Here is a 20122-nt window from a genome sequence, read left to right on the forward strand (position 1 = left end):
AAAGGAAAAAGAATGAAAAATATAATAAAAAGCATAGGGGATTTAAGAGTTTCGGTTGTATTGTTTTTGCTTTTTGCGCTTTTTTGTGCTTTGGCAACTTTTATTGAAAGTGCTTATGGAACTCCTACGGCTTGGGCAATGGTTTATGATACTTTTTGGTTTGAATATATACAACTTTTACTTGGTATTAATTTACTATGCGGGATGTTTCGTTATAAAATGTTTGGGCTTAAAAAATTGCCTTTAATGATTTTTCATATTTCTTTTTTATTTATTTTAGTGGGTTCTGCAATGACAAGATATGCTGGTTTTGAAGGTATTTTACCTATTAGAGAGCATACTCAAAATTCACTTATAGAAAGTTCTAAGACTTCTTTGCGCATTTCTGCTATAAAAGATGGAGAACGCTATAGTGCGGTTAATGATCGTTATATAGGAAATTTGCCTTTTGCTAATTCTTTTAAACTAAAACTTAATTTAGGTGATGATCAAGCTGTATTAAAATATAAAGATTTAATCTTAAATGCTCATTATACTTATAAAGAAAATAATAATTCTGATCCTTTATTGGTTTTAATGCTTTCTCAAAAAGGATCTCAAGGTGTTGATGTTAAATTTGAAAAAGGTGAAGTTAAGAATATAGAAGGGGTTAACTTTGCTTTTATGAATGATAATGTTAAAGCACCTTTTGTAAAAATTGACGAAAATTTAACTTTAAGTTCAAGTGAAAACTTACATTTTCTAAGTATGCTAGATGGACAAAATTTAGACCTTAAAATTGGAGAAAAGGCAAATGCTAAGGAAAGAAGGCTTTATGAAATCAATGATATTAGTTTTGTAGTTAAAGCTGCTTCTTTGCATGCGCAAGAAGCTTTAGAAGGTTCCAATAGACCTCAAGATGAAAGTTTTTGGTTATGGTTTAAATCTGCTTGGTTAGAAGTGGGTAGAACTATGTTGATTTCTACTTTTGGCGAGCCTCAAAATTGGAAAAATTCTTTATTATTGCATTTTAAAGATTTTACCTTAAGTAATGAGAATAAAAACTTAGAATTAACTGGCTCTAATGCTTTAAAATTAGAATTAAGCTATAAAAATGAAAGTAAAGAATTTTATATTTTTGAATATAATAAACCTATTATGATAGAACTTGCGGGTCAAAAATTCTTTATTTCTTGGGCGCTTTCTTATGAACAATTGCCTTTTGATATTTATTTGAGAGATTTTGTATTAGATCGTTATCCAGGTTCTATGTCTCCAGCTTCTTATGCAAGTGAAATTACCGTAAAAAATAATAATGAAAATTTTGATTATAGAATTTTTATGAATAATGTTTTAGATTATGATGGCTATAGATTTTATCAAAGTTCTTATGATCAAGATGAAAAAGGGACTGTTTTATCTGTAAATAAAGATCCAGGTAAAATACCAACTTATATAGGTTATTTTTTGCTTTGTCTTGGAATGTTTATGAATTTTTTAAATCCACATTCTAGATTTAGAACTTTGGCAAGATTAATTAATAAAGACACTTTAAAACATGCAAGTGTGATTATTTTTATTTTATTGCTATCTTTTGGTTCTGAAAAGACTTTTGCTCAAGATTTAAATTCGACCTTACCTGTGGTAAATACTAATCATGCTAAAGCTCTTGCTACTTTAATAGTTCAAAAATCAGCAGATGGAAGAATGGTGCCTTTTGATACGCTATCAAGAGAAATTTTAGAAAAAATTCATCAAAGTGATAGCTATAAGGGTCAAAATTCTAACGCTGTTATGCTTTCCATGCTCGTTGATGTAGATAAATGGCAAATGGAACCTTTTATTTTAATGCCACAAAATCAAGCAGTTCGTGATGCTATTGCAAATATTTTAGAAATTCCTAGCGCTAAATATATTTCTTATAAAGATTTCTTTGATGAGAATAACCGATATAAACTTCAAAAATATGTTGAAAATGCAAATCGTAAAAACCCAAATGCAAGAGGAGTTTTTGATAAGGAAATTATAAAACTAGATGAAAGAGCTAATGTTGTAAATTTAGTTTTTAGTGGTGAATTATTTAAATTTATTCCTGTTCAAAATAATCCAAATAATGTTTGGCTTGCACCTTTTTCTGCTGTAACTACTCTTAAGGGGGATGAAGGGCATATTGTTTTGGCTTTAATACAGAATTATTTTAGTGCCGTGGAAAATGCTTTTAAAGATGGTAATTGGACTAGAGCTGATGAAGGTTTGAAATTTATCAAAGAATATCAAGAAAAAATAGGATATAAAGTCATGCCTAGTAAAACCAAGGTTGAAATGGAAATTTTTTCTAATAAGGCTGAAATTTTCGTTAAACTCGCTCCTGTATATTTAATTGCGGGTTTTTTACTTTTGATTCTTGTTTTTTCTAAAATGGTTGTACCGAATTTAAAAATCTCTTTTATATTTAAAGTGGTATATGTTTTAAATGTTTTAGCTTTTGTAATTCATACAGTAGGTCTTGGACTTCGTGCTTATTTATCAGGTCATGCTCCGTGGAGTAATGGCTATGAAAGTATGGTGTATATAGCTTGGGCATTGTCTTTGTCTGGTATATTTTTCTCTAGAAAAAGTCCTATAGCCTTGTCATTAACTTCTATTTTATCCGGTGTTGTATTAATGGTTGCACATTTAAGCGAAATGAATCCGCAAATTACAAATCTTGTTCCTGTGCTCAATTCTTATTGGCTTAGTATTCATGTATCTGTTATTACTGCTAGTTATGGATTTTTAGGACTTTGTGCCTTACTTGGTATCTTTACACTGTTCTTAATGTGTTTTCTTAAGAAAGATGGAAAATATAATCTTAATATTTTGAGAAATATTACAGAGGCTACAAGAATTAATGAAATGGCAATGATTTTTGGACTTTGTTTGCTTACTGTAGGAAATTTTTTAGGTGCAATTTGGGCAAATGAAAGTTGGGGGAGATATTGGAGTTGGGATTCTAAGGAAACTTGGGCTTTAGTTAGCATTTTGGTTTATGCAGCAATTTTGCATCTTAGAATGATTCCAAAATATTGTAATCAATTTGTGTTTGCTTTATGGAGTATGTTTGCTTATTGGGTTATTATTATGACTTATTTTGGAGTAAATTACTTTTTAACAGGACTTCATTCTTACGCTGCAGGCGAAGCGGCTCAAATTCCTAATTATGTTTATTGGGGATTTGCGTTGATGGTGGTTTTAGCTCTTTTTGCAAGAAGGAAGCGAAATTTTGTAGGCAAACTGTAAATGAGCCATATTTTTTTGGTTATTTTTTGTGCTGCTTTAGCGCTTTTATTGTTTTTAGGCATGATTGCTTATCTTATTACAAGTGATGGCAAAAAAACAATTAAAAAGCAAAAAACTAGCCAAAAGCAGCATGTAGCTGAAAAGACTAAAAAATTTGATACAGACTTAGATAAAATGATAATTGCTGCTTCCGATGTTAAGCTAACAGATGTTGAATTAAAAGAACTTGCCAAACTTTATGTGCAGACACATAAACTTGGTTCAAAAACTTCTAAAGAATTAGATGAAGCAACAAAAAAGAAACTAGAATTTGTTTCTGCTTTGGCTGCAAATATTAATGCAAGTGCACAAACAGTAAGTTACTTAAATAAAGAACTTAAGAAAATTTCTGGATCTTACAAAAAAGAAATTGATGCTTACGAGCATATGGGATTAGCTAAAAGAAAAATTAAAGAAGATAAATAATATGGTGCGCTCAAGAGGATTCGAACCTCTGGCCTTTTGAACCGCAATCAAATGCTCTATCCAGCTGAGCTATGAGCGCAAAAATAAGTTAAAATTATATATAAATATTCTTAAAATAAGCAAAATTTTGCTTATTTTGTTTGTTTTTTAGCTTTTTTACCTTCATCTAAATCAAATTCTTTGGTCTTTTTTGAATGATAAAATATAAAACCCACGATCAAAATACAGCAAATCAAAGAAAAAATATAAAGTGTACCATAAGGACTATCTTTGAAAAAAAGATTATTAGTATTCATTCCAAAAAATCCTACGATCAAATTTAAAGGTAAGAAAATAGAAGAAAGTATACTTAAAAGATAAATACTTTTATTCATTTTTTCATTTTTAATTGCACTTGTTAATGCATAAAGAGTATCAACTCTTGCTAGATGTTCTTTGGTGTTTTTACTTAAGATGCCGATGGATAAATTTAAAATTTTTAAATGTTTTTTGTATTGTGCTTGTTCACTAAGCAAAAGATTGAAAGCTTCGCTTAGAAGATTAATTTGCTTTAGATTTTTGTTGATTTTTTGTCTTAACACAAAGGATTTTTTGTAAAAATTTTTAACAAAACCACCTTTTAAGATAATACCTTCTTTGTGTTCTAAAAGATTTTGAAAATGAGTATTTTGTACTTTAAAATCTTCTAAAATGGATTTAATAAAATTTGAAAATTCTTCTATGCTAGAAAGCTTAAATTCTTCATTTTGAAGTTTATAAATTTTTTCATCATTAAAAAGCCAAGTTTCCAAATTTAATCCCACATAAACAAAAATTTTTTGTCCATAAATTTCACTATAGAAAGTTTCTAAATTCTTTGCTTGTAGGATTTTTTTTAGATTTTCGTGTAGTTCTAGCATTTTATTTGCCTCTTAAGTGATAAAAATTTCTTTTAAATTGCGTAAAAGAATTATTCAAAATTGCTTCACGCATCTTTCTTGCAAGTTCAAGATAATAATGTAGATTGTGCAAACTTGCCAAACGAAAAAAAGTAAGTTCTTTAGCTTTGAAAAGATGGTTTAAATAACCCCTTGAAAAATTACGACAAGTATAACATGAGCAAGCAGGATCTATGGCTTCATGATCGTTGATAAATTCTGCTTTTTTGATATTAAATTTTCCAAAACTTGTGAAAAATGTTCCATTTCTTGCATTTCTAGTTGGCATCACACAGTCAAACATATCTACTCCTCGCTCAACATTTTCTACCAAATCTTCAGGCGTTCCTACGCCCATTAAATATCTTGGACGATTTTCATCTAGATAAGGGTTTAAATTTTGCACTGTTTCGTACATCAAGGCGTTTTCTTCGCCCACGCTAAGCCCACCTATAGCTAAACCATCAAATGGCATTTCATTTAAACTTAAAGCGCAACGCTTTCTTTCTTCATAATCTGTACCACCTTGGATAATACCAAAAATATTTTGCCCTATACCTATACCTTTATTTTGCATATTTTTATGATAAGTAATAGCTTCTTTTGCCCAAAGTATAGTGCGATCAACAGAAATTTTAACCCTTTCTTTGGTTGCGGGTAGGGCTACTAAATCATCTAAAATCATCATAATATCAGAGTTAAAATCATATTGAGTATCTAAAACACTTTTTGGAGTAAAAAGATGACGACTCCCATCGATGTGACTTTTAAATTCTATACCTTCATTAAAATGTTTGGAATTTTTACTTAAAGAAAAAGCTTGAAAACCACCACTATCGGTTAAAAAACTTCTATCAAATTTCGTAAATCCATGTAAACCTCCAAAATCTTTTACCACTTTGGAAGTTGGACGCAAGTACATGTGATAGGTATTTGCTAAAATAATTTTTGCATCAAGCTCGTTTTTCATATCATTAGCATCAAGACTTTTAACCGCTCCTACTGTGCCAACAGGCATAAAAACAGGGGTTAAAAAAGTGCTGTGTGCGGTAGTGATTTCACAAACCCTTGCCATTCCATCTTTATGCTTTAATTTAAATTCCATTTGTTATAATTTCCTTTTTGGAGTTTAAAATGAATAATATTTTAATTATAATAGACGGTATTTTAGCAAAGCATTTCTTAGAAAGGCTTTGTTTTGAAAAAGGCTTAGGTTACTTTTTTACAGTAGTGTGTCAAAATAGTGAAAAAAATAACTTAAATATTTCTAGTGAGTATATTGACTTGCATTATTTTGATCCTACAAGCACAGCGCGTCTTGAAAATATTATGAGTAAAGATTTTAAACAGGCTTTTATTTATATGCAAGATGAATTTGAAACTAAAAAAAGTTATGAGGCTTTGCGCTCTTTAAATCCAAATTTAGAAATAGAAATAATGGATTTTTGGGGGTTAAGTGTTAATGATACTCATGCAAATTTAGCTGATGCTAGAATGACTTTAAGCCGTAGATTTATGGATTTTTTACCAGATATTGCTTTAACAGCTCAGTATATAGGACTTGGGGTTGGAGAGATTATGGAAGTAAAAATTCCAGCAGGATCTATTTTTGCTTATAGGCACATAAGTTCAATACAACAAAAAAGGTGGCGCATAGTCCTTATTTATAGAAATTCTAAGATTTATTTTGTAAAACCATCTTTTGTTTTAGAGCCAAATGATAGCATTTTGATCGTTGGAGATCCTGTTGTTTTACAAAGTATTTTTCATAATATAAGAGGCAAAGCAGGGCAATTTCCTATGCCTTTTGGAAGTAATGTTTTTGCTTTAATTGATATGAAAAATATGAATCAAAATATGCAAGAAAGAGTGCTTGATACTACTTTAAAATTAACTCAAAAAAGCAATGCAAAAAGATTTTTTATACATGTTATCAATCCTAAATTAGGGGTAATGTATGAAAAATTAAAAAAACTTTCCGAGGATAAAGAAGGTGTGTTTTTTGATTATTTCAACACGGATTTTAAACAAATTTCCACATGGTTGCAAAATAATGATATAGGATTAGTTGTAACCGATATAAAAAATTTTGAGAAAGAAAAACAAGCTTTTTTTGATTTAAAAATTCCTATTATGAAAGTGGGTGAAGCTTCTTTTGATGAGCTTAAAGAAGCGATTATTTTAAGTGCCGATGAGAGTGAACTTGAAAACAATGCAAATGTCATTACTGATTTAAGTAAACAGCTTGATTTTGGAGTTATTTTATATTATTATAATCCAAATTCTCAAAATACTACAGATATGGAGGAGTATTTTAGAAGTTTATCTAAGCTTTATGATAAAAATATACAAATTATTAATAAAAATGATGAAAACCCTCTTTTAAATTTGCAATATCGCGAAGATTTGTTACAATTTGTGAGTTTTCAAAAAGAATTACTAAATAGAGATTTTGGCAGAAATTTAAGTACAAATTTAAATAGGCATTATTATAAAATGAGACAAAATTACCAACTTTTCATACCAGTAGAATAAATAATTAATTAAATGTGATAGAATAAACGCAAAAAGAGTAGTTCAATGCAAGTAGAAGTTAAGTTAAAAGAAAATGCTTATAAGGTTTATATTGATGAACTTGAAGAATTAGAATTTGATAGTAAGGTTTTTATACTTTCAAATCCTAAGATTTCAGGTCTTCATTTGAAAACATTACTTTCTAAAATTAAGGCAAAAGAAATTTTTATTGCCACTGTAAAAGATGGTGAAGAATATAAAAATTTAAGCACCATGGAAGAAATTTTAAACCAAATGTTTAATTCTAAATTGGATAGAAAAAGCGTGCTTATAAGTTTTGGTGGTGGCGTGATTAGTGATATGGGCGGATTTGCTGCTAGTATTTATCAAAGAGGCATTGATTTTATAAATATTCCTACTACACTTTTAGCTTGCGTTGATGCAGCAGTAGGTGGAAAAACAGGTGTTAATAATAATTTTGGTAAAAATCTTATTGGCACTTTTTATCAACCTAAAGCTGTATATTGCGAGAGTTCTTTTTTAAAGACTTTGAGCTCTAGAGAACTTGCTGCAGGCATGGCTGAATTTATTAAAATGGCAGCAATGTTTGATGATAGTATACTTGATTTTATAGAAAAAATTGATGAAAAAAGTTTCTTCAATGCTACTTGTGAGAATGAAATTTTTACTCAAATTATAGTAAGAAGCATAGAACTTAAATCAAGGGTTGTTGAACAAGATGAAAAAGAATCAGGGCTTAGAATGCTTTTAAATTATGGTCATACTTTTGCTCATGTTATAGAAAATTTTACAGATTATAAGCTTTATTTACACGGAGAAGCGGTAGCTATAGGTATGGTTATGGCAAATCAATTGGCTTTAAATTTAGGGCTTTTGGATAAAATGCAAAGTCAAAAAATAAAAGCTATTTTACTTAAATTCGGTTTGCCAATATCATATAAAATCAACAATGTAGATGAATTTTATGAAGCTTTTTTCATGGATAAAAAAAGCTCTAATAAAAAAATCAATTTTGTTCTTGCTAGTCCTTTGGGCAAGGGTTTGATAAAAGGTGATATTTCTAAAGAAGATATAATTGCAACTTTAAGAGAATTCCAATGAAAAAAATTATTATTTTAACCTTTTTTGTTGTTTTTGCTTTTGGTGATGTAAATCGGACTATTATTAATAATATAAATGAGAAAATTAATACTTTAAATACTGTAATCAGTGCTAGTATTTGGAATATACGTTATGAAAATTTTATAAAATATCAAGATATAAATGATGAATTAATCATTTTAAATCTTAATTTAAAAAAGACTTCCGATATTCACCAACAAGAAGAACTTAAACGCAAGATAGCAAATTTAGAAGAGCAATTGAGCTTGCTTAAAGAATATAAAGATTTAAATTTTGCACAAAGTCTTAGTGCCCCTGATAATATAGAAACTTTATCTAAGCTTACTAATCCTTTGGCTATTATAGGAGCTTTTTCTCATATTAAGAAATTAAAAGGAGAAAAGGAAGAGTATATATTTAAATTTAATGATTTTAAAAATTTAGTAGATAAAATCAGGGAAAAAAACTCAGAACTTAAGGAATTAGTTGAGCTTAAACCAAGTGTTGAGAATATAGAAGCTTTAAAAGCTTCGGATAAAAAGTTGGAAGAATTTGAGCAAGCTTTAAATTTTGCTAGTGTTTCTTATTCTGTTTATGAGAAAAAAATTGATGAAGAGCTTTCTCGAGTAAGTGCTGAGATTAAAGTTCAAAGCTTAAGGGCTGTAAATATACTTGTTGCTATTGTTATTGTTATAGCTATAGCTTTTATGTTGAAATTTATTGCTAAAAAATACATTAAAGATAGTGAAAGATATTATACTGCTACGAAGATTATTAATTTTATTAATATAAATATTATTTTTCTTATTTTGCTCTTTGCTTATATAGAAAATATTACTTATCTTGTAACTATACTTGGTTTTGCCTCTGCGGGCTTAGCTATTGCTATGAAAGATATGTTTATGTCTATGCTTGGATGGTGTGTGATTATTTTTGGCGGAAGTTTTAGAGTAGGGGATCGTGTAAAGGTTTTTCAAAATGATACTACCTATATAGGAGATATTATAGACATTTCTTTTTTACGCATTACTCTTTATGAAGAGCTTACACTTGAAACTTATAATAAAAATCGTCGTAGTGGGCGTATTATATTTATTCCTAATAACTATGTTTTTACAAATTTGCTTGCTAATTATACTCACCATGGTATGAAAACCGTGCTTGATGGCATTGATATAAGTGTTACTTTTGATAGCAATCTTGATAAGGCGCAAGAAATTGTGGAAAATATTGTTACACGCCATGCTAAAGGTTATACTGAGCTTGCTAGAAAAAATATAGCTCGTTTACAACATGAATATAGTATTAAAAATCCTAAAGTGGAGCCAAGGTTTTTTATGTTTTTTGAGCATTGGGGAATGCGAATTTCTGCATGGTATATGACTAATGCTTATGCGGCTTTGGTATTAAGAAGTACGATTAGCAAAGAGATTATAAAAGAATTTAATAAGCATAAAGATATAAAAATCGCTTATCCATCGCAAAATTTATATTTAGGAAATTTAAATCAAAATCATTTTGAACAACATCATGAAAATACGCATTTTTATGCAAGGAATAAAGATTGAAAGAAAAAGTTTTTTTTAAAACCTTTGGGTGTCGCACAAATATTTATGATACAGAGCTTTTAAAAAGTTATGTAAAAGATTATGAGATTATAAATGATGAGAATAAAGCACAAATTATCGTTGTAAATTCTTGCACGGTTACAAATGGAGCTGATAGCGGGATAAAGTCTTATGTAAATACTATGCAAAAAAAAGGCATTAAAGTTATACTTACAGGTTGTGGTGCTGTAAGCAAAGGTAAGGAGCTTTTAGATAAAAAACAGGTTTTTGGAGTGCTTGGAGCGTCAAATAAAGATAAAATCAATGAATTTTTAGGAGCAAAGACAAGTTTTTATGAACTTGGAAATTTAAATTTTATTGATAAAGATATAGTTTGTGAGTATGAAAATCATACCAAAGCTTTTGTGAAAATTCAAGAAGGTTGTGATTTTGCTTGTTCTTATTGTATTATCCCTAGCGTGCGGGGTAAATCAAGAAGTGTAGATGAAAAAGCTCTTTTAAAACAAGTTGAAATTTTGGGGGCTAATGGCTATAGTGAAATTGTTTTAACAGGGACTAATATAGGTTCATATGGGCTTAAAAATGGCACAAGTTTAGGCAAGCTTTTGCAAAAAATGGGACAAATTTCAGGTATAAAACGCATAAGGTTAGGTAGTTTAGAACCCGCACAAATTGATGAAAGTTTTTTAGAAATTTTAGATGAGACTTGGCTTGAAAGGCATTTACATATTGCTTTGCAACATACAAGTGAAAAAATGCTTCGCATAATGCGAAGAAGATCGCATACGGATAATGATTTAAAGCTTTTTAATACTATAGCAAGCAAAGGATATGCTTTAGGGACGGATTTTATAGTAGCTCATCCAGGCGAGAGTGAAGAAGTGTGGCAAGAAGCTTTGAAAAAATTTAAAGAATTTCCACTCACTCATATTCATGCTTTTATTTTTAGTCCTAGAAACAACACGCATTCTGCTACCATGAAAGATGTGATAAATGGAACTTTAGCTAAAGAAAGATTAAACACTTTAAAATCCATAGTAGAAAAAAATAATTATGAATTTAGAAAAAAAAATCAAGTTTCACTTGAAGTTTTGGTAGAAAATCAAAAAGATGGTTTTTTTGAGGGTTATGATCAGTTTTTTAATAAGATCAAAATTAAAAGTGATAAAGATATAGCTAAAGAATGGATTGTTATATCTCAATATGAAGTACAAGAAAAGTCTAACTTTGCAAATTTAAAAGGCTAGATAATGAAAAATAAAAAGATAATTTTAGCATCTTTTATGGTTTTATGTATGCTTTTGGGAATTTTATATTTTAAAAATGAACCTAAATATATAGATGAAAATCTTTATCAAAGTCTGTTAAGTCAAAATTTAATCCAAAAAGCTGTGATTGATAAAGACGAAATTTGGCTTAAGGCGGAAGGTGAAAATTACGTAATTATAAAAGATGGCATAGATATAAAAACACTTTTAGCAAAAGTTCCCGTAGAAGTTAAAAAAGATAACACGCTTTGGGTGTTTTTTATTTTACTTGTTTTTATTATCGCACTTTTTATAAGTCTTGGCTATTTTGCTCGTAAAAAAGAGTTAGCTAAATATCCAATATCAAATAAGAATCAAAATCACACTCAGGCACAAAATTCAAATATAAATTTAGAAAGTTCTCATATAAAACCTGTGATTTCAAATATTACTTTTAATGATGTAGCAGGTGTTGATGAAGTTAAAATGGAGCTAAGCGAACTTGTGGATTTTTTACAAAATCCTAAAAAATATAAAGAATTTGGTGTAAAAATGCCAAAAGGTGTTTTAATGGTAGGCCCACCTGGTGTAGGAAAAACATTGATAGCAAAAGCAGTTGCAGGAGAAGCAGAGGTGCCATTTTTTTATCAAAGCGGTTCAAGTTTTGTTGAAATTTATGTAGGTATGGGTGCAAAAAGAGTTAGAGAGCTTTTTTCAAAAGCTAAAATGATGGCTCCTAGTATAGTTTTTATCGATGAAATAGATGCTGTAGGTAAGGCAAGAGGAGAAATGTCAAATGTTGAAAGAGATAGCACTTTAAATCAACTTTTAACTCAAATGGATGGTTTTGAGGACAATAGTGGGGTTATAGTTATAGCTGCGACAAATAAAATCGAACTTATGGATCCTGCTTTATTGCGTTCGGGGCGTTTTGATAGGAGAATTTTTTTATCTTTGCCTGATTTTAAGGATAGACTTAAAATTTTAGAAATTTATATGAAAGATAAAAACAATAATGTCAATTTAAATAAAATCGCCAAAGCAAGCGTAGGTTTTAGTGGAGCAGGGCTTGAAACTTTGGTCAATGAAGCGGCAATTAATGCTTTAAGAAGAAATAGTGCTTTAGTTGAGGAAAGTGATTTTTATGCTGTATTAAATAAAGTTCTTTTAGGCAAGAAAAAGATTTTAAGTTTTAATGATGAAGAGAAGAAAATTCAAGCCACTTATCAGGCTGCAAAAGCTTTGAGTGCGTATTATTTTGACATAGGATTTGAAAAAATCACTCTTATTGAAGATCGTTTTAAAGAATATGAGCATAATATAAGATCAAAATCAGAGCTTATCAATCGTATAAAAGTTTATTTGGCTGGTTCTAGAGCTATGAGATTGATTTATAATGAAAGTTATACTAACTCGCAAGATGATTTTTTAAAGATTAAAGAATTGCTTGATTATATGTTGAGTTTTGATATGTTAGAAGAGTCAAATTTAAATGAACAAAAAAAAGAAATGGATGAATTTTTAAATTCTATGAAGGATAAAATTTTAAAATTATCAGAGCTTTTGCTTGAAAAAGAAAAGATAGAATATGATGATGTTAAAAATATAATGCAGGTTTGATTATATTTTAATCATCAATTTCTTTGTGCAAGATAGTTCCATTAAAATCTATAAGAATTTTTACATCGTTATCAAGTTTAATCTTGTAATGGTTGATTTTTCTTTCGATTTCTCTAGCTTTTATATTTGGAAATTCGTTTTTAATGATATTGACTAAATTTTGAGGTAAAAAATCTAGATCAAAAGGAAAGGCTTTATTTTCAATTTCCTTCCAAGCTCCATCTATGTCAAATTCAAGTTCTGTCCCATCGCTAAGATAGACTTCATAGGAATTTTTGTCTTTTTGTACGATCCCTATGGGTGCTTTGAAATTATGTTGTAAAAATTCTTTAGAAACACTTGGCAAATTATCAGCAGAAATTATTATATCAGCATTTAAAGATAAACTTAAAATAGTAATAATACTTAAAAATTTAATTTTCAATATTTTTCCTAATTATTTTTTAGTAAAATTGTAAAGAATTTATGTGAATTTTATGTGAATTTTAAGACAATATTATAAAAAATAAAGGTTTTATACTTTGCTTACAATTTTTTTAATTTTTTTAAATATTTTATGTTATTTTTTGATTTCTTATGATTATTATAATATCCTTGGTTTGAATATTTTATTTTTTAATGGAGCTTATTGGCAACTTTTAAGTTCAATGTTTTTACATGGAAATTTAACTCATCTTATATTAAATATGATAGTTTTGTTTCAATTTGGGCGTATATTAGAAACTTATTTAGGTGCTTTGCGTTTTATTTTTATTTATTTTATTGGCGGATTGTTGTGTTCACTTTTAAGTGTTTTTTATGTGTATTTTGATTTTAAATATTTCGGAGAAAATATAAATGTCATAGGCGCTAGTGGTGCAATTTGTGTTTTAATGGGCTTTTATGCTGTTCTTGATAAAAATAGCACAAAAGGACTTATAGTGGCAATTTTACTTATGAGTTTTGCGCCATTGCTTATGGGGGTAAATGTTGCTTGGTATGGTCATATTTTCGGGTTTATGTGTGGTTATATTTTAGCTAAAATAAAAGAGGTAAAATGAAAAAAATTTATATTATAAGACATGCAAAAGCAAGTAAGAGTGGGGATATTGATGATTTTGAAAGAAAACTTACTAAGAGTGGAAAGGAAGATTTAAAAAAACTTTTTAAAAATCTTGCCTTGCATGAAATTCATCCTGATTTGGTGCTATCAAGTCCTGCTGTTAGAACCGCTAAAACAGCGAAAAAAATAGCCAAATTTTATAATTTTGATAAAAATAAAATTTGTTTTGATGAAAGATTGTATCTTTGTAATGTTGAAAATTTGCTAAAAATTCTACAAGATATTGATGATGAGTTTAACGAAGTATTTTTAGTGGGTCATAATCCTGGTTTAATGGAGCTTGGAGAGTTATTAAGCTCGCTATGTTTAGCTTCTTTTCCAACTTCTTCTATCTTGTGTTTAGAATTTGATATTAAGGAATTTAAAAATTTAAAAAAACATAGCGGAAAATTAGTTTTTTTTGAACATGTGCGCAAGTTAAAAGAAGAAAAAGATTTGGGTTTTTAGTAAGAGATTGACTCTTACTTCCAACCTTCAATATAATTTTTTAGTTTTCTTCCTACTTTAGGGTGTTTGAGTTTTTTTATAGCTGAACTTTCTATTTGTCTCACTCTTTCTCGAGTGACATTAAGCTCTTTTCCAATTTCCTCTAAAGTTCTATCACTTTCATCATCCATTAAACCAAAACGCATACGAATTACCGCTTTTTCTCTATCGTTTAATTGATCTAAAACTTCATCAATTTGTTCTTTTAAATCATCCTTTAAGATATGATCCATTGGAGAAAGTGAATTTCTATCTTCAACAAAATCTCCAAATTTACCATCATCTTCATTTCCTATTGGAGCTTCAAGAGAAATTGGTTCTTTTGTGATTTTAATAACTTGTTTAACCTTATCTACGCTTAAACCTACTTCTTTAGCTATAACACTGACATCAGGTTCTTTTCCATCTTTTTGTAGATGTTCGCGGATAATTTTGTTAATTTGATTGATGGTTTCTATCATGTGGATTGGAATTCTTATGGTTCTTGCTTGGTCAGCTATAGCCCTTGAAATAGCTTGCCTGATCCACCAAGTTGCATAAGTGGAAAATTTATAACCCCTTTTGTATTCAAACTTATCCACAGCTTTCATTAAACCTATATTTCCTTCTTGAATAAGATCTAAGAAAGGTAGACCACGATTTGTGTAGCGTTTAGCTATGCTTACAACAAGACGCAAGTTCGATTTTGCCATTCTTCCTTTTGCTTCATCAGAGATTTTTTTACCGCGTTTAATTTGCTCTAAAATTTCTTTTAAACGTGATTTTTCAAGATCAAAGCTTTTTTTACTAGCTTCTTTAGTTTGAAATAGTTTTTTAATTTCCATATAAGTGCTTACCATGGTTGTTTCTAAAGCTCGCTCTGTGATTTCTTCTTTGCTCAATTTTGTAATATCTTTTAAAATATCTGCATGGCGTTTTTTAAGTTCATCAGAAAACATAGGTAAGCGGTATTCTAAACGCTTAAGTTCTTTGTCAAATTCTTCATCGCTTTTTAGTGCAGTTTCCATTGATTTTACGATTTCACTAATAAGTTTTGAAGTAGGGCCTAGATCCATTAATTTTTCTTTTAAAATATTTTTTTTGAACGCAATGCTTAATTTATCTAAAAGCTCGTCTCCACTTTCTTTGTCTTTGGATGTTTTTAGCCAATCTTTTTTAGCTTTTTCTAGAGCTTTAAATTTTTCTATAACTTTTAAAGTTCTTTCATCTTCTTTTTTGCTGTTTTTTTTAGCATTTTCTTCATCTGATTCTAATTCTGTTTCGTTTTCTTCATCTTCATCTATATCAAGTTCATCAAGTTTATCATCACTTTTTTCTTCATCGTCAAAGCTTTTAAATAGTTCTTTTACCCTTCTTTCTCTGTTTATTAAAGGTTCTTTATAATCTAAAATAAAATCTATCAAATAAGGTACAGAACAAAAAGCATCAATGATAATATCTTCGCCAAGTTCTATTTTTTTGGAAATTTCAATTTCTTCATCTTTATTTAATAAAGCAATTTGTCCCATTTCTCTTAAATACATACGAACAGGAGAGTCTGATCTGCTCCATTCTAATAAATCGTTTTCATTGGCTAAATCAAATTCGTTCTCAAGGCTTGTATCTTGGAGTTTTTGTTTTTCTTCTTGAAGTCTTTTTGCATCTTCTATGTTTTTCATTTGTGCAATTTCGGCTGCTGAAAAAAGTTGCACTTTGTGTTTTTTCATTAATGCTTGTACTTTTTTAGCGGTTGATGCACTTGGTTGTTTTGTAAGATATTTTACCAATTTTTCATATGTGATATAATCTTTTGCATTTTCTTGAAATAATTCTTCTAATTCAGCTTCTTGAGTTTTGGCGTTCATTGATTATCCTTGAAATTTATATAAGCTTTGGATTTTATCTAAAAATTGCTTAACTTTCTATATAAATCGGTTATTATGCTTATGATTTGAATATTTTTTCAAATTTTTCTAAAGCTCTGTTAAAATTATAATTTTTTCTTTTTAAGGTGTAAAATTTACGCTTTAGGTTGATATTTTTTAATTTAATTTCATAAAGTGTTGAATTTTTTAATTCTTTTTCTATGCTTTTTTTGGAAAAAATAGAGATTGCTTTTTTTTGTAAAACAAGTTCTTTAATCGCGGCCATTCTATCAAGCTCAAGAAAAATATTAAGTTTTTTTGAGCTTGCACCAATTTCGTTTAAAAATTTATCCCTTAAGCCTGAGCCTACTTCTCTTAAAATCCACTTTTGTTCTAAAAGTTCATCGATATAAAATTCTTTTTCATTGAGTTTTTTATCACTTGTAGCTACTATAAGTTCATCATCTTGCCAAAAATTTATTTCTAAATTTTCATACTCCACTAAAGCCGGATCAAGTTCTGCTTCAATGATTGCAAATTCTATATTTCCGTTTTTTAGCAAATTTAAACATTCTTTTGAATTCTGCGTTTGAGAGTGAATTTCTATGTTTTTAAATTCTGCTTTAAAATCAAATAAAATAGGAGCTAAAAAATGTTCAGAAATGCTTTGAGTTGAGGCTATTTTTATTTCCCCTAAGAGCATACTTTCGTCGTTTAATTTTTCTAAGCTTTGGTAGTAGGCTTGTATAATTTTTAACCAATTTTTTCCTAGTTCTAAAGCTTTTGGTGTAGGTAAGAGTTTTTTTCCAAGTCTTTCAAATAAAATACCATCAAATTTATTTTCTAAATTTTTAATTACTATTGAAACATTAGGTTGAGTTATGGAAAAATTGTTGGCTGTATGAGTTGGACTTTGAGTGTTTAAAAGATCTAAAAATATTTCCATATCTTTGATTTTCATGAGTGATTCCTTTATTTAATAAAAAAAATTTATTATAAAAATTAAAATAATATATTTTTATAATTTTAATAAAAAAAATATAATAACACAAAATTTACAAAAAAGGAAAATAAATGAAAGCAAGTTTTTTAGCACATAGCGTGGCTATAGTGCGATCAAATTTTAAGGGTTTGCTTTTTACTGCTTGTATAGTGATTTTTGCTATGTATCTTTCTAGTGTTCAAAGTATCAAAGATACTACCCATTTAGCAGCGACTGCCTTTGCTATCATCATAGGAGTATTGCTTTCTCCTTGGTTTTTTAAATACCAACATCATTTTCAAGCTGGAGTGCATTTTAGTGCGAAAAAGCTTTTAAGACTTGGCATTGTTTTATATGGTTTTAATATCACTTTAACTGAGCTTTTAAGCGTAGGATTGAAAGGATTTTTGCTTTCTGCTATAGTGATATTTTTTGTTTTTATGATTGCTTTATTTATAGGAATGAAAATTTTTAAACTCGATAAAGAAACTTCTATGCTTGTTGGAGCCGGAAGTGCGATTTGCGGTGCGGCAGCGGTTTTAGCACTAGAGTCAAGTTTGAAAAGTGATCCTTTTAAGGGAATTTTAGCTGTAGGTACGGTGGTGATTTTTGGACTTGTGTTTATGTTCTTATATCCCATAGCTTTTTCTTTAAATCTTTTTCCTTTTTTTGATCAAAATGCTATGGGTGTTTTTATGGGAGCTACTTTGCATGAGGTGGCAAATGTTGCAGGTGCTGCTGAAATGGCAAAGGATATGGCAGGATTTGAGCAAGGTGCTTCTAATGTTGCAGTGATTATAAAAATGATGAGAGTGATTTTACTTGTGCCTTTTTTGCTTATAGTGACTTATTTTTTCGCTAAAAATCAGCATTCAAGCAGTGGAAAAACTGCAAAAAGTATCACTATACCTTATTTTGCATTCGCATTTTTAGGTATGATAGTTTTAAATACATATCTAGCAAGTAAAGAAAGTATTTTAGGTATTGCTACGAGTGATATTATCTCTTTAGGTAAAACACTTTGTACTTTATGTATCGTTTTTGCTATGGCAGCTTTAGGCTTGCAAATTGACTTTAAAAAATTTTTAAAAAGTGGCTCTAGGGTATTTGGCTTGGCTTTTGTTTTAGGGCTTGTTTTGATTTTTGGAGGATATTTTTTAACCTTAGTTTTTAAAGGTATACTTTGGTAATAAAAATTATTTTTTAGAAAATTTTATTTTATTAATCAACTAAGAATATAATTTAATTCATTAATTAAATTTATTAAAAAGGAATAAAGATGAAAAAAATTCTTGTAAGTGTTTTAAGTTCTTGCTTGTTAGCTTCGGCTTTAAGTGCTGTATCTTTTAAAGAAGATAGTTTAAAGGTTTCTTTTGAAGGATATAAAACTAAAGATATGATAGGAACAAAAGGTGAATTTAAAAATGTAGAATATAAATTTTCTAAAAATACAAAGGATTTGGCAAGTTATCTTAAAGGTGCTAAAGCTACCATAAAGCCAAGCAATGCTTTTATGGGTGAAGGCAATGATATTATAACCAATAATATCACAAAAGTATTTTTCCCTGCTTTATTGGGAGATACGGATATTAAAGTTGTTTTTCAAGATGTGATTGCGGGTGAAAATAAAGGCGTTATTTCAGCAAAAATTACTATGGATAAAAAAAGTACTATTGTACCTTTAACTTATACCATCAAAGATAATAAATTTGAAGCTAAAGGACAACTTGATTTGCATACTTTTAAAAATGGTTCTAAAGCATTAAAAGCATTAAGCGATGTTGCTGCAGGACATGGTGGAATTTCTTGGCCTTTAGTGGATATCAGTTTTAATGCTGATTTAGCAGAATAAAAAGTAGCCTTAGGGCTACTTTAAAATACAATATCTTCTTAAATTATTTTCAAAAATTTCATAATCTTTTATATTTTCAAGTTCTTGATAAATTTCGCTACCTTTCCATAAAATAAAAACTGTATTTTCATCTTTTAGATTTTTGCAAATTTCAAGCAAAGGCTTGACATCCATTAAGGCTCTTGAAGTGATGATATCAGCTTTAAAGGTATTCTTGTATTCTTGAACTTTTTCTTTGTAAATATGCAAATTTGGAAGTTCACATTCTATTTTTAATGTCCGCAAAAAGGCAGCTTTTTTGGGATTGGGTTCGAAAAGATGAAAATTGCTTTGCAGTAAAAAAGCTAAAAATACAGCTGGAAATCCTGCGCCACTTCCTATATCGGCAATATTTTTTGCTTTAGAAAAATCATAAAAATCTAAAATTTTAATACTATCAAAGATATTTTCATCTATATTTTTTAAATGAGTAAGATTGTGAATGCGGTTAAATTTAGATAATAATTCTTTATAAATTTTTACCTTTTCTTCAAAGTTTTTTAAATCGTAGTTTTGCAAAAAATCATAATCTTTAAAAATCATTTATTTAAGATGTCCCATTTGAGTTTGTTTTATGTTTAAATACTCTACATTAAAACGATTAGGTTCTATTAAAATCGGTATGCGTGTGATGATTTTTTCTTTGATGGAATCTAGCTTTTCAGGGTTATTTGTGAGTAAATTAACCTTAGAAATTTCATAGTGTTTGAGTATAAATTCTACAATTTCATAAGTTCTCTCATCGGCTTTAAAGCCAAGCTGATGATTTGCTTTAATCGTATCAAAACCTTTATCTTGTAAAGCATAAGCATTAACCTTGTTAAAAAGCCCTATACCCCTTCCTTCTTGCCTAAGATAAATCACCATTCCGCCATTCTTTTCTATATATTTTAGCGAAAATTCAAGCTGTTCCCCACAATCACATTTTAAACTCCCTAAAGCATCTCCTGTTAAGCACTCTGAATGAATTCTTAGATTGAGTGTGTCTTTTGGAGTATTTTTAAATATACATAAATGTTCTTTATCATTTTCTTTGAAACTTTGTATTTGGAAATTTCCCCATTTGCTAGGTAAATTCGCAATTTCTGAAATTTTTATTTTCATTT

At 28.9% G+C, this 20122-nt stretch carries 18 protein-coding genes and 1 tRNA gene; 11 read left to right on the forward strand and 8 right to left on the reverse strand.

Annotated features, from left to right (window positions below; translation table 11 throughout):
* Positions 1-12 precede the first annotated feature (12 nt).
* Positions 13-3258 (forward strand): cytochrome c biogenesis protein CcsA, encoded by a 3246-nt coding sequence (ccsA, locus tag FBE93_RS03545; protein ID WP_165434182.1) that lies wholly within the window; start codon positions 13-15, stop codon positions 3256-3258.
* Between the two features lie 15 nt (positions 3259-3273).
* Positions 3274-3723 (forward strand): hypothetical protein, encoded by a 450-nt coding sequence (locus tag FBE93_RS03550; protein WP_072225878.1) that lies wholly within the window; start codon positions 3274-3276, stop codon positions 3721-3723.
* Positions 3724-3725: 2 nt separating this feature from the next.
* Here the strand turns inward: FBE93_RS03550 and FBE93_RS03555 are convergent.
* From FBE93_RS03555 to tgt, 3 genes are all read right to left on the reverse strand, one after another.
* A tRNA-Arg gene (locus tag FBE93_RS03555) sits at positions 3726-3802 on the reverse strand.
* Between the two features lie 52 nt (positions 3803-3854).
* On the reverse strand, positions 3855-4622 hold the full coding sequence (locus tag FBE93_RS03560; protein WP_002880601.1) for a magnesium transporter CorA family protein: 768 nt from the start codon (positions 4620-4622) through the stop codon (positions 3855-3857).
* Position 4623: 1 nt separating this feature from the next.
* Positions 4624-5745, reverse strand: a complete 1122-nt coding sequence (tgt, locus tag FBE93_RS03565) for a tRNA guanosine(34) transglycosylase Tgt (protein ID WP_002932873.1) — start codon at positions 5743-5745, stop codon at positions 4624-4626.
* Positions 5746-5774: 29 nt separating this feature from the next.
* Here tgt and FBE93_RS03570 point away from each other — a divergent pair, with 29 nt between their 5' ends.
* From FBE93_RS03570 to FBE93_RS03590, 5 genes are read left to right on the forward strand one after another with little or no spacing between them, the layout of a single operon-like run.
* On the forward strand, positions 5775-7175 hold the full coding sequence (locus tag FBE93_RS03570) for a COG3400 family protein (protein ID WP_002856550.1): 1401 nt from the start codon (positions 5775-5777) through the stop codon (positions 7173-7175).
* A 45-nt stretch (positions 7176-7220) separates the two neighbouring features.
* Complete coding sequence (aroB, locus tag FBE93_RS03575) at positions 7221-8276, forward strand: 3-dehydroquinate synthase (protein ID WP_165434183.1); 1056 nt, start codon at positions 7221-7223, stop codon at positions 8274-8276.
* Positions 8273-9844, forward strand: a complete 1572-nt coding sequence (locus FBE93_RS03580) for a mechanosensitive ion channel domain-containing protein (RefSeq protein WP_002865744.1) — start codon at positions 8273-8275, stop codon at positions 9842-9844. The genes aroB and FBE93_RS03580 overlap by 4 nt, the downstream gene beginning before the upstream one ends.
* The gene (gene mtaB, locus FBE93_RS03585; protein WP_002932875.1) at positions 9841-11091 is read left to right on the forward strand and encodes a tRNA (N(6)-L-threonylcarbamoyladenosine(37)-C(2))-methylthiotransferase MtaB; all 1251 of its coding nucleotides are present in this window, start codon (positions 9841-9843) and stop codon (positions 11089-11091) included. Before FBE93_RS03580 ends, mtaB begins: the two co-directional genes overlap by 4 nt.
* Positions 11092-11094: 3 nt before the next feature.
* Positions 11095-12711, forward strand: coding sequence for an ATP-dependent metallopeptidase FtsH/Yme1/Tma family protein (locus FBE93_RS03590; RefSeq protein WP_002932876.1), 1617 nt, complete (start codon positions 11095-11097; stop codon positions 12709-12711).
* A gap of 7 nt (positions 12712-12718) precedes the next feature.
* Here FBE93_RS03590 and FBE93_RS03595 read toward each other — a convergent pair whose 3' ends face one another.
* Entirely contained in the window at positions 12719-13135 is a 417-nt protein-coding gene (locus tag FBE93_RS03595; RefSeq protein ID WP_002932882.1) for a PepSY-like domain-containing protein, read from the reverse strand.
* A 97-nt stretch (positions 13136-13232) separates the two neighbouring features.
* Between FBE93_RS03595 and FBE93_RS03600 the strand changes: the two genes are divergently transcribed.
* On the forward strand, positions 13233-13751 hold the full coding sequence (locus FBE93_RS03600) for a rhomboid family intramembrane serine protease (RefSeq protein ID WP_002853517.1): 519 nt from the start codon (positions 13233-13235) through the stop codon (positions 13749-13751).
* A complete protein-coding gene (locus tag FBE93_RS03605) occupies positions 13748-14260 on the forward strand; it encodes a histidine phosphatase family protein (protein ID WP_002853673.1) in 513 nt (170 codons plus the stop codon). The genes FBE93_RS03600 and FBE93_RS03605 overlap by 4 nt, the downstream gene beginning before the upstream one ends.
* A 14-nt stretch (positions 14261-14274) precedes the next feature.
* Here FBE93_RS03605 and rpoD read toward each other — a convergent pair whose 3' ends face one another.
* Both rpoD and FBE93_RS03615 read right to left on the reverse strand, forming a co-directional pair.
* A complete protein-coding gene (gene rpoD, locus FBE93_RS03610; protein WP_002932883.1) occupies positions 14275-16143 on the reverse strand; it encodes an RNA polymerase sigma factor RpoD in 1869 nt (622 codons plus the stop codon).
* Positions 16144-16222: 79 nt separating this feature from the next.
* On the reverse strand, positions 16223-17104 hold the full coding sequence (locus FBE93_RS03615) for a LysR family transcriptional regulator (RefSeq protein WP_002932884.1): 882 nt from the start codon (positions 17102-17104) through the stop codon (positions 16223-16225).
* Positions 17105-17217: 113 nt separating this feature from the next.
* On the opposite strand from FBE93_RS03615, the gene FBE93_RS03620 reads away from it, so the two are divergent.
* Complete coding sequence (locus FBE93_RS03620) at positions 17218-18315, forward strand: YeiH family protein (protein WP_165434184.1); 1098 nt, start codon at positions 17218-17220, stop codon at positions 18313-18315.
* A gap of 89 nt (positions 18316-18404) precedes the next feature.
* Positions 18405-18977 carry a hypothetical protein gene (locus FBE93_RS03625; protein ID WP_002853850.1) on the forward strand — a complete coding sequence of 191 codons (573 nt, stop codon included), beginning with the start codon at positions 18405-18407 and terminating at the stop codon, positions 18975-18977.
* A 15-nt stretch (positions 18978-18992) separates the two neighbouring features.
* Here the strand turns inward: FBE93_RS03625 and rsmG are convergent, their stop codons facing one another.
* Both rsmG and ribA read right to left on the reverse strand, forming a co-directional pair.
* Positions 18993-19559 (reverse strand): 16S rRNA (guanine(527)-N(7))-methyltransferase RsmG, encoded by a 567-nt coding sequence (rsmG, locus tag FBE93_RS03630; RefSeq protein ID WP_002855974.1) that lies wholly within the window; start codon positions 19557-19559, stop codon positions 18993-18995.
* Complete coding sequence (gene ribA, locus FBE93_RS03635; protein WP_002855920.1) at positions 19560-20120, reverse strand: GTP cyclohydrolase II; 561 nt, start codon at positions 20118-20120, stop codon at positions 19560-19562.
* Positions 20121-20122: the final 2 nt, after the last annotated feature.

The organism is Campylobacter sp. CFSAN093229 (genome assembly GCF_011068225.1).
GTDB classification, from domain to species: Bacteria; Campylobacterota; Campylobacteria; order Campylobacterales; family Campylobacteraceae; genus Campylobacter_D; species Campylobacter_D jejuni.

Bases quoted from the DNA above. Each gene is read 5' to 3' on its own strand.
- ccsA (WP_165434182.1), top strand. From the start codon at position 13: ATGAAAAATATAATAAAAAGCATAGGGGATTTAAGAGTTTCGGTTGTA.
- FBE93_RS03560 (WP_002880601.1), bottom strand. From the start codon at position 4,622: ATGCTAGAACTACACGAAAATCTAAAAAAAATCCTACAAGCAAAGAAT.
- tgt (WP_002932873.1), bottom strand. From the start codon at position 5,745: ATGGAATTTAAATTAAAGCATAAAGATGGAATGGCAAGGGTTTGTGAA.
- FBE93_RS03570 (WP_002856550.1), top strand. From the start codon at position 5,775: ATGAATAATATTTTAATTATAATAGACGGTATTTTAGCAAAGCATTTC.
- aroB (WP_165434183.1), top strand. From the start codon at position 7,221: ATGCAAGTAGAAGTTAAGTTAAAAGAAAATGCTTATAAGGTTTATATT.
- FBE93_RS03580 (WP_002865744.1), top strand. From the start codon at position 8,273: ATGAAAAAAATTATTATTTTAACCTTTTTTGTTGTTTTTGCTTTTGGT.
- FBE93_RS03590 (WP_002932876.1), top strand. From the start codon at position 11,095: ATGAAAAATAAAAAGATAATTTTAGCATCTTTTATGGTTTTATGTATG.
- FBE93_RS03605 (WP_002853673.1), top strand. From the start codon at position 13,748: ATGAAAAAAATTTATATTATAAGACATGCAAAAGCAAGTAAGAGTGGG.
- rpoD (WP_002932883.1), bottom strand. From the start codon at position 16,143: ATGAACGCCAAAACTCAAGAAGCTGAATTAGAAGAATTATTTCAAGAA.
- FBE93_RS03615 (WP_002932884.1), bottom strand. From the start codon at position 17,104: ATGAAAATCAAAGATATGGAAATATTTTTAGATCTTTTAAACACTCAA.
- FBE93_RS03620 (WP_165434184.1), top strand. From the start codon at position 17,218: ATGAAAGCAAGTTTTTTAGCACATAGCGTGGCTATAGTGCGATCAAAT.
- FBE93_RS03625 (WP_002853850.1), top strand. From the start codon at position 18,405: ATGAAAAAAATTCTTGTAAGTGTTTTAAGTTCTTGCTTGTTAGCTTCG.
- rsmG (WP_002855974.1), bottom strand. From the start codon at position 19,559: ATGATTTTTAAAGATTATGATTTTTTGCAAAACTACGATTTAAAAAAC.
- ribA (WP_002855920.1), bottom strand. From the start codon at position 20,120: ATGAAAATAAAAATTTCAGAAATTGCGAATTTACCTAGCAAATGGGGA.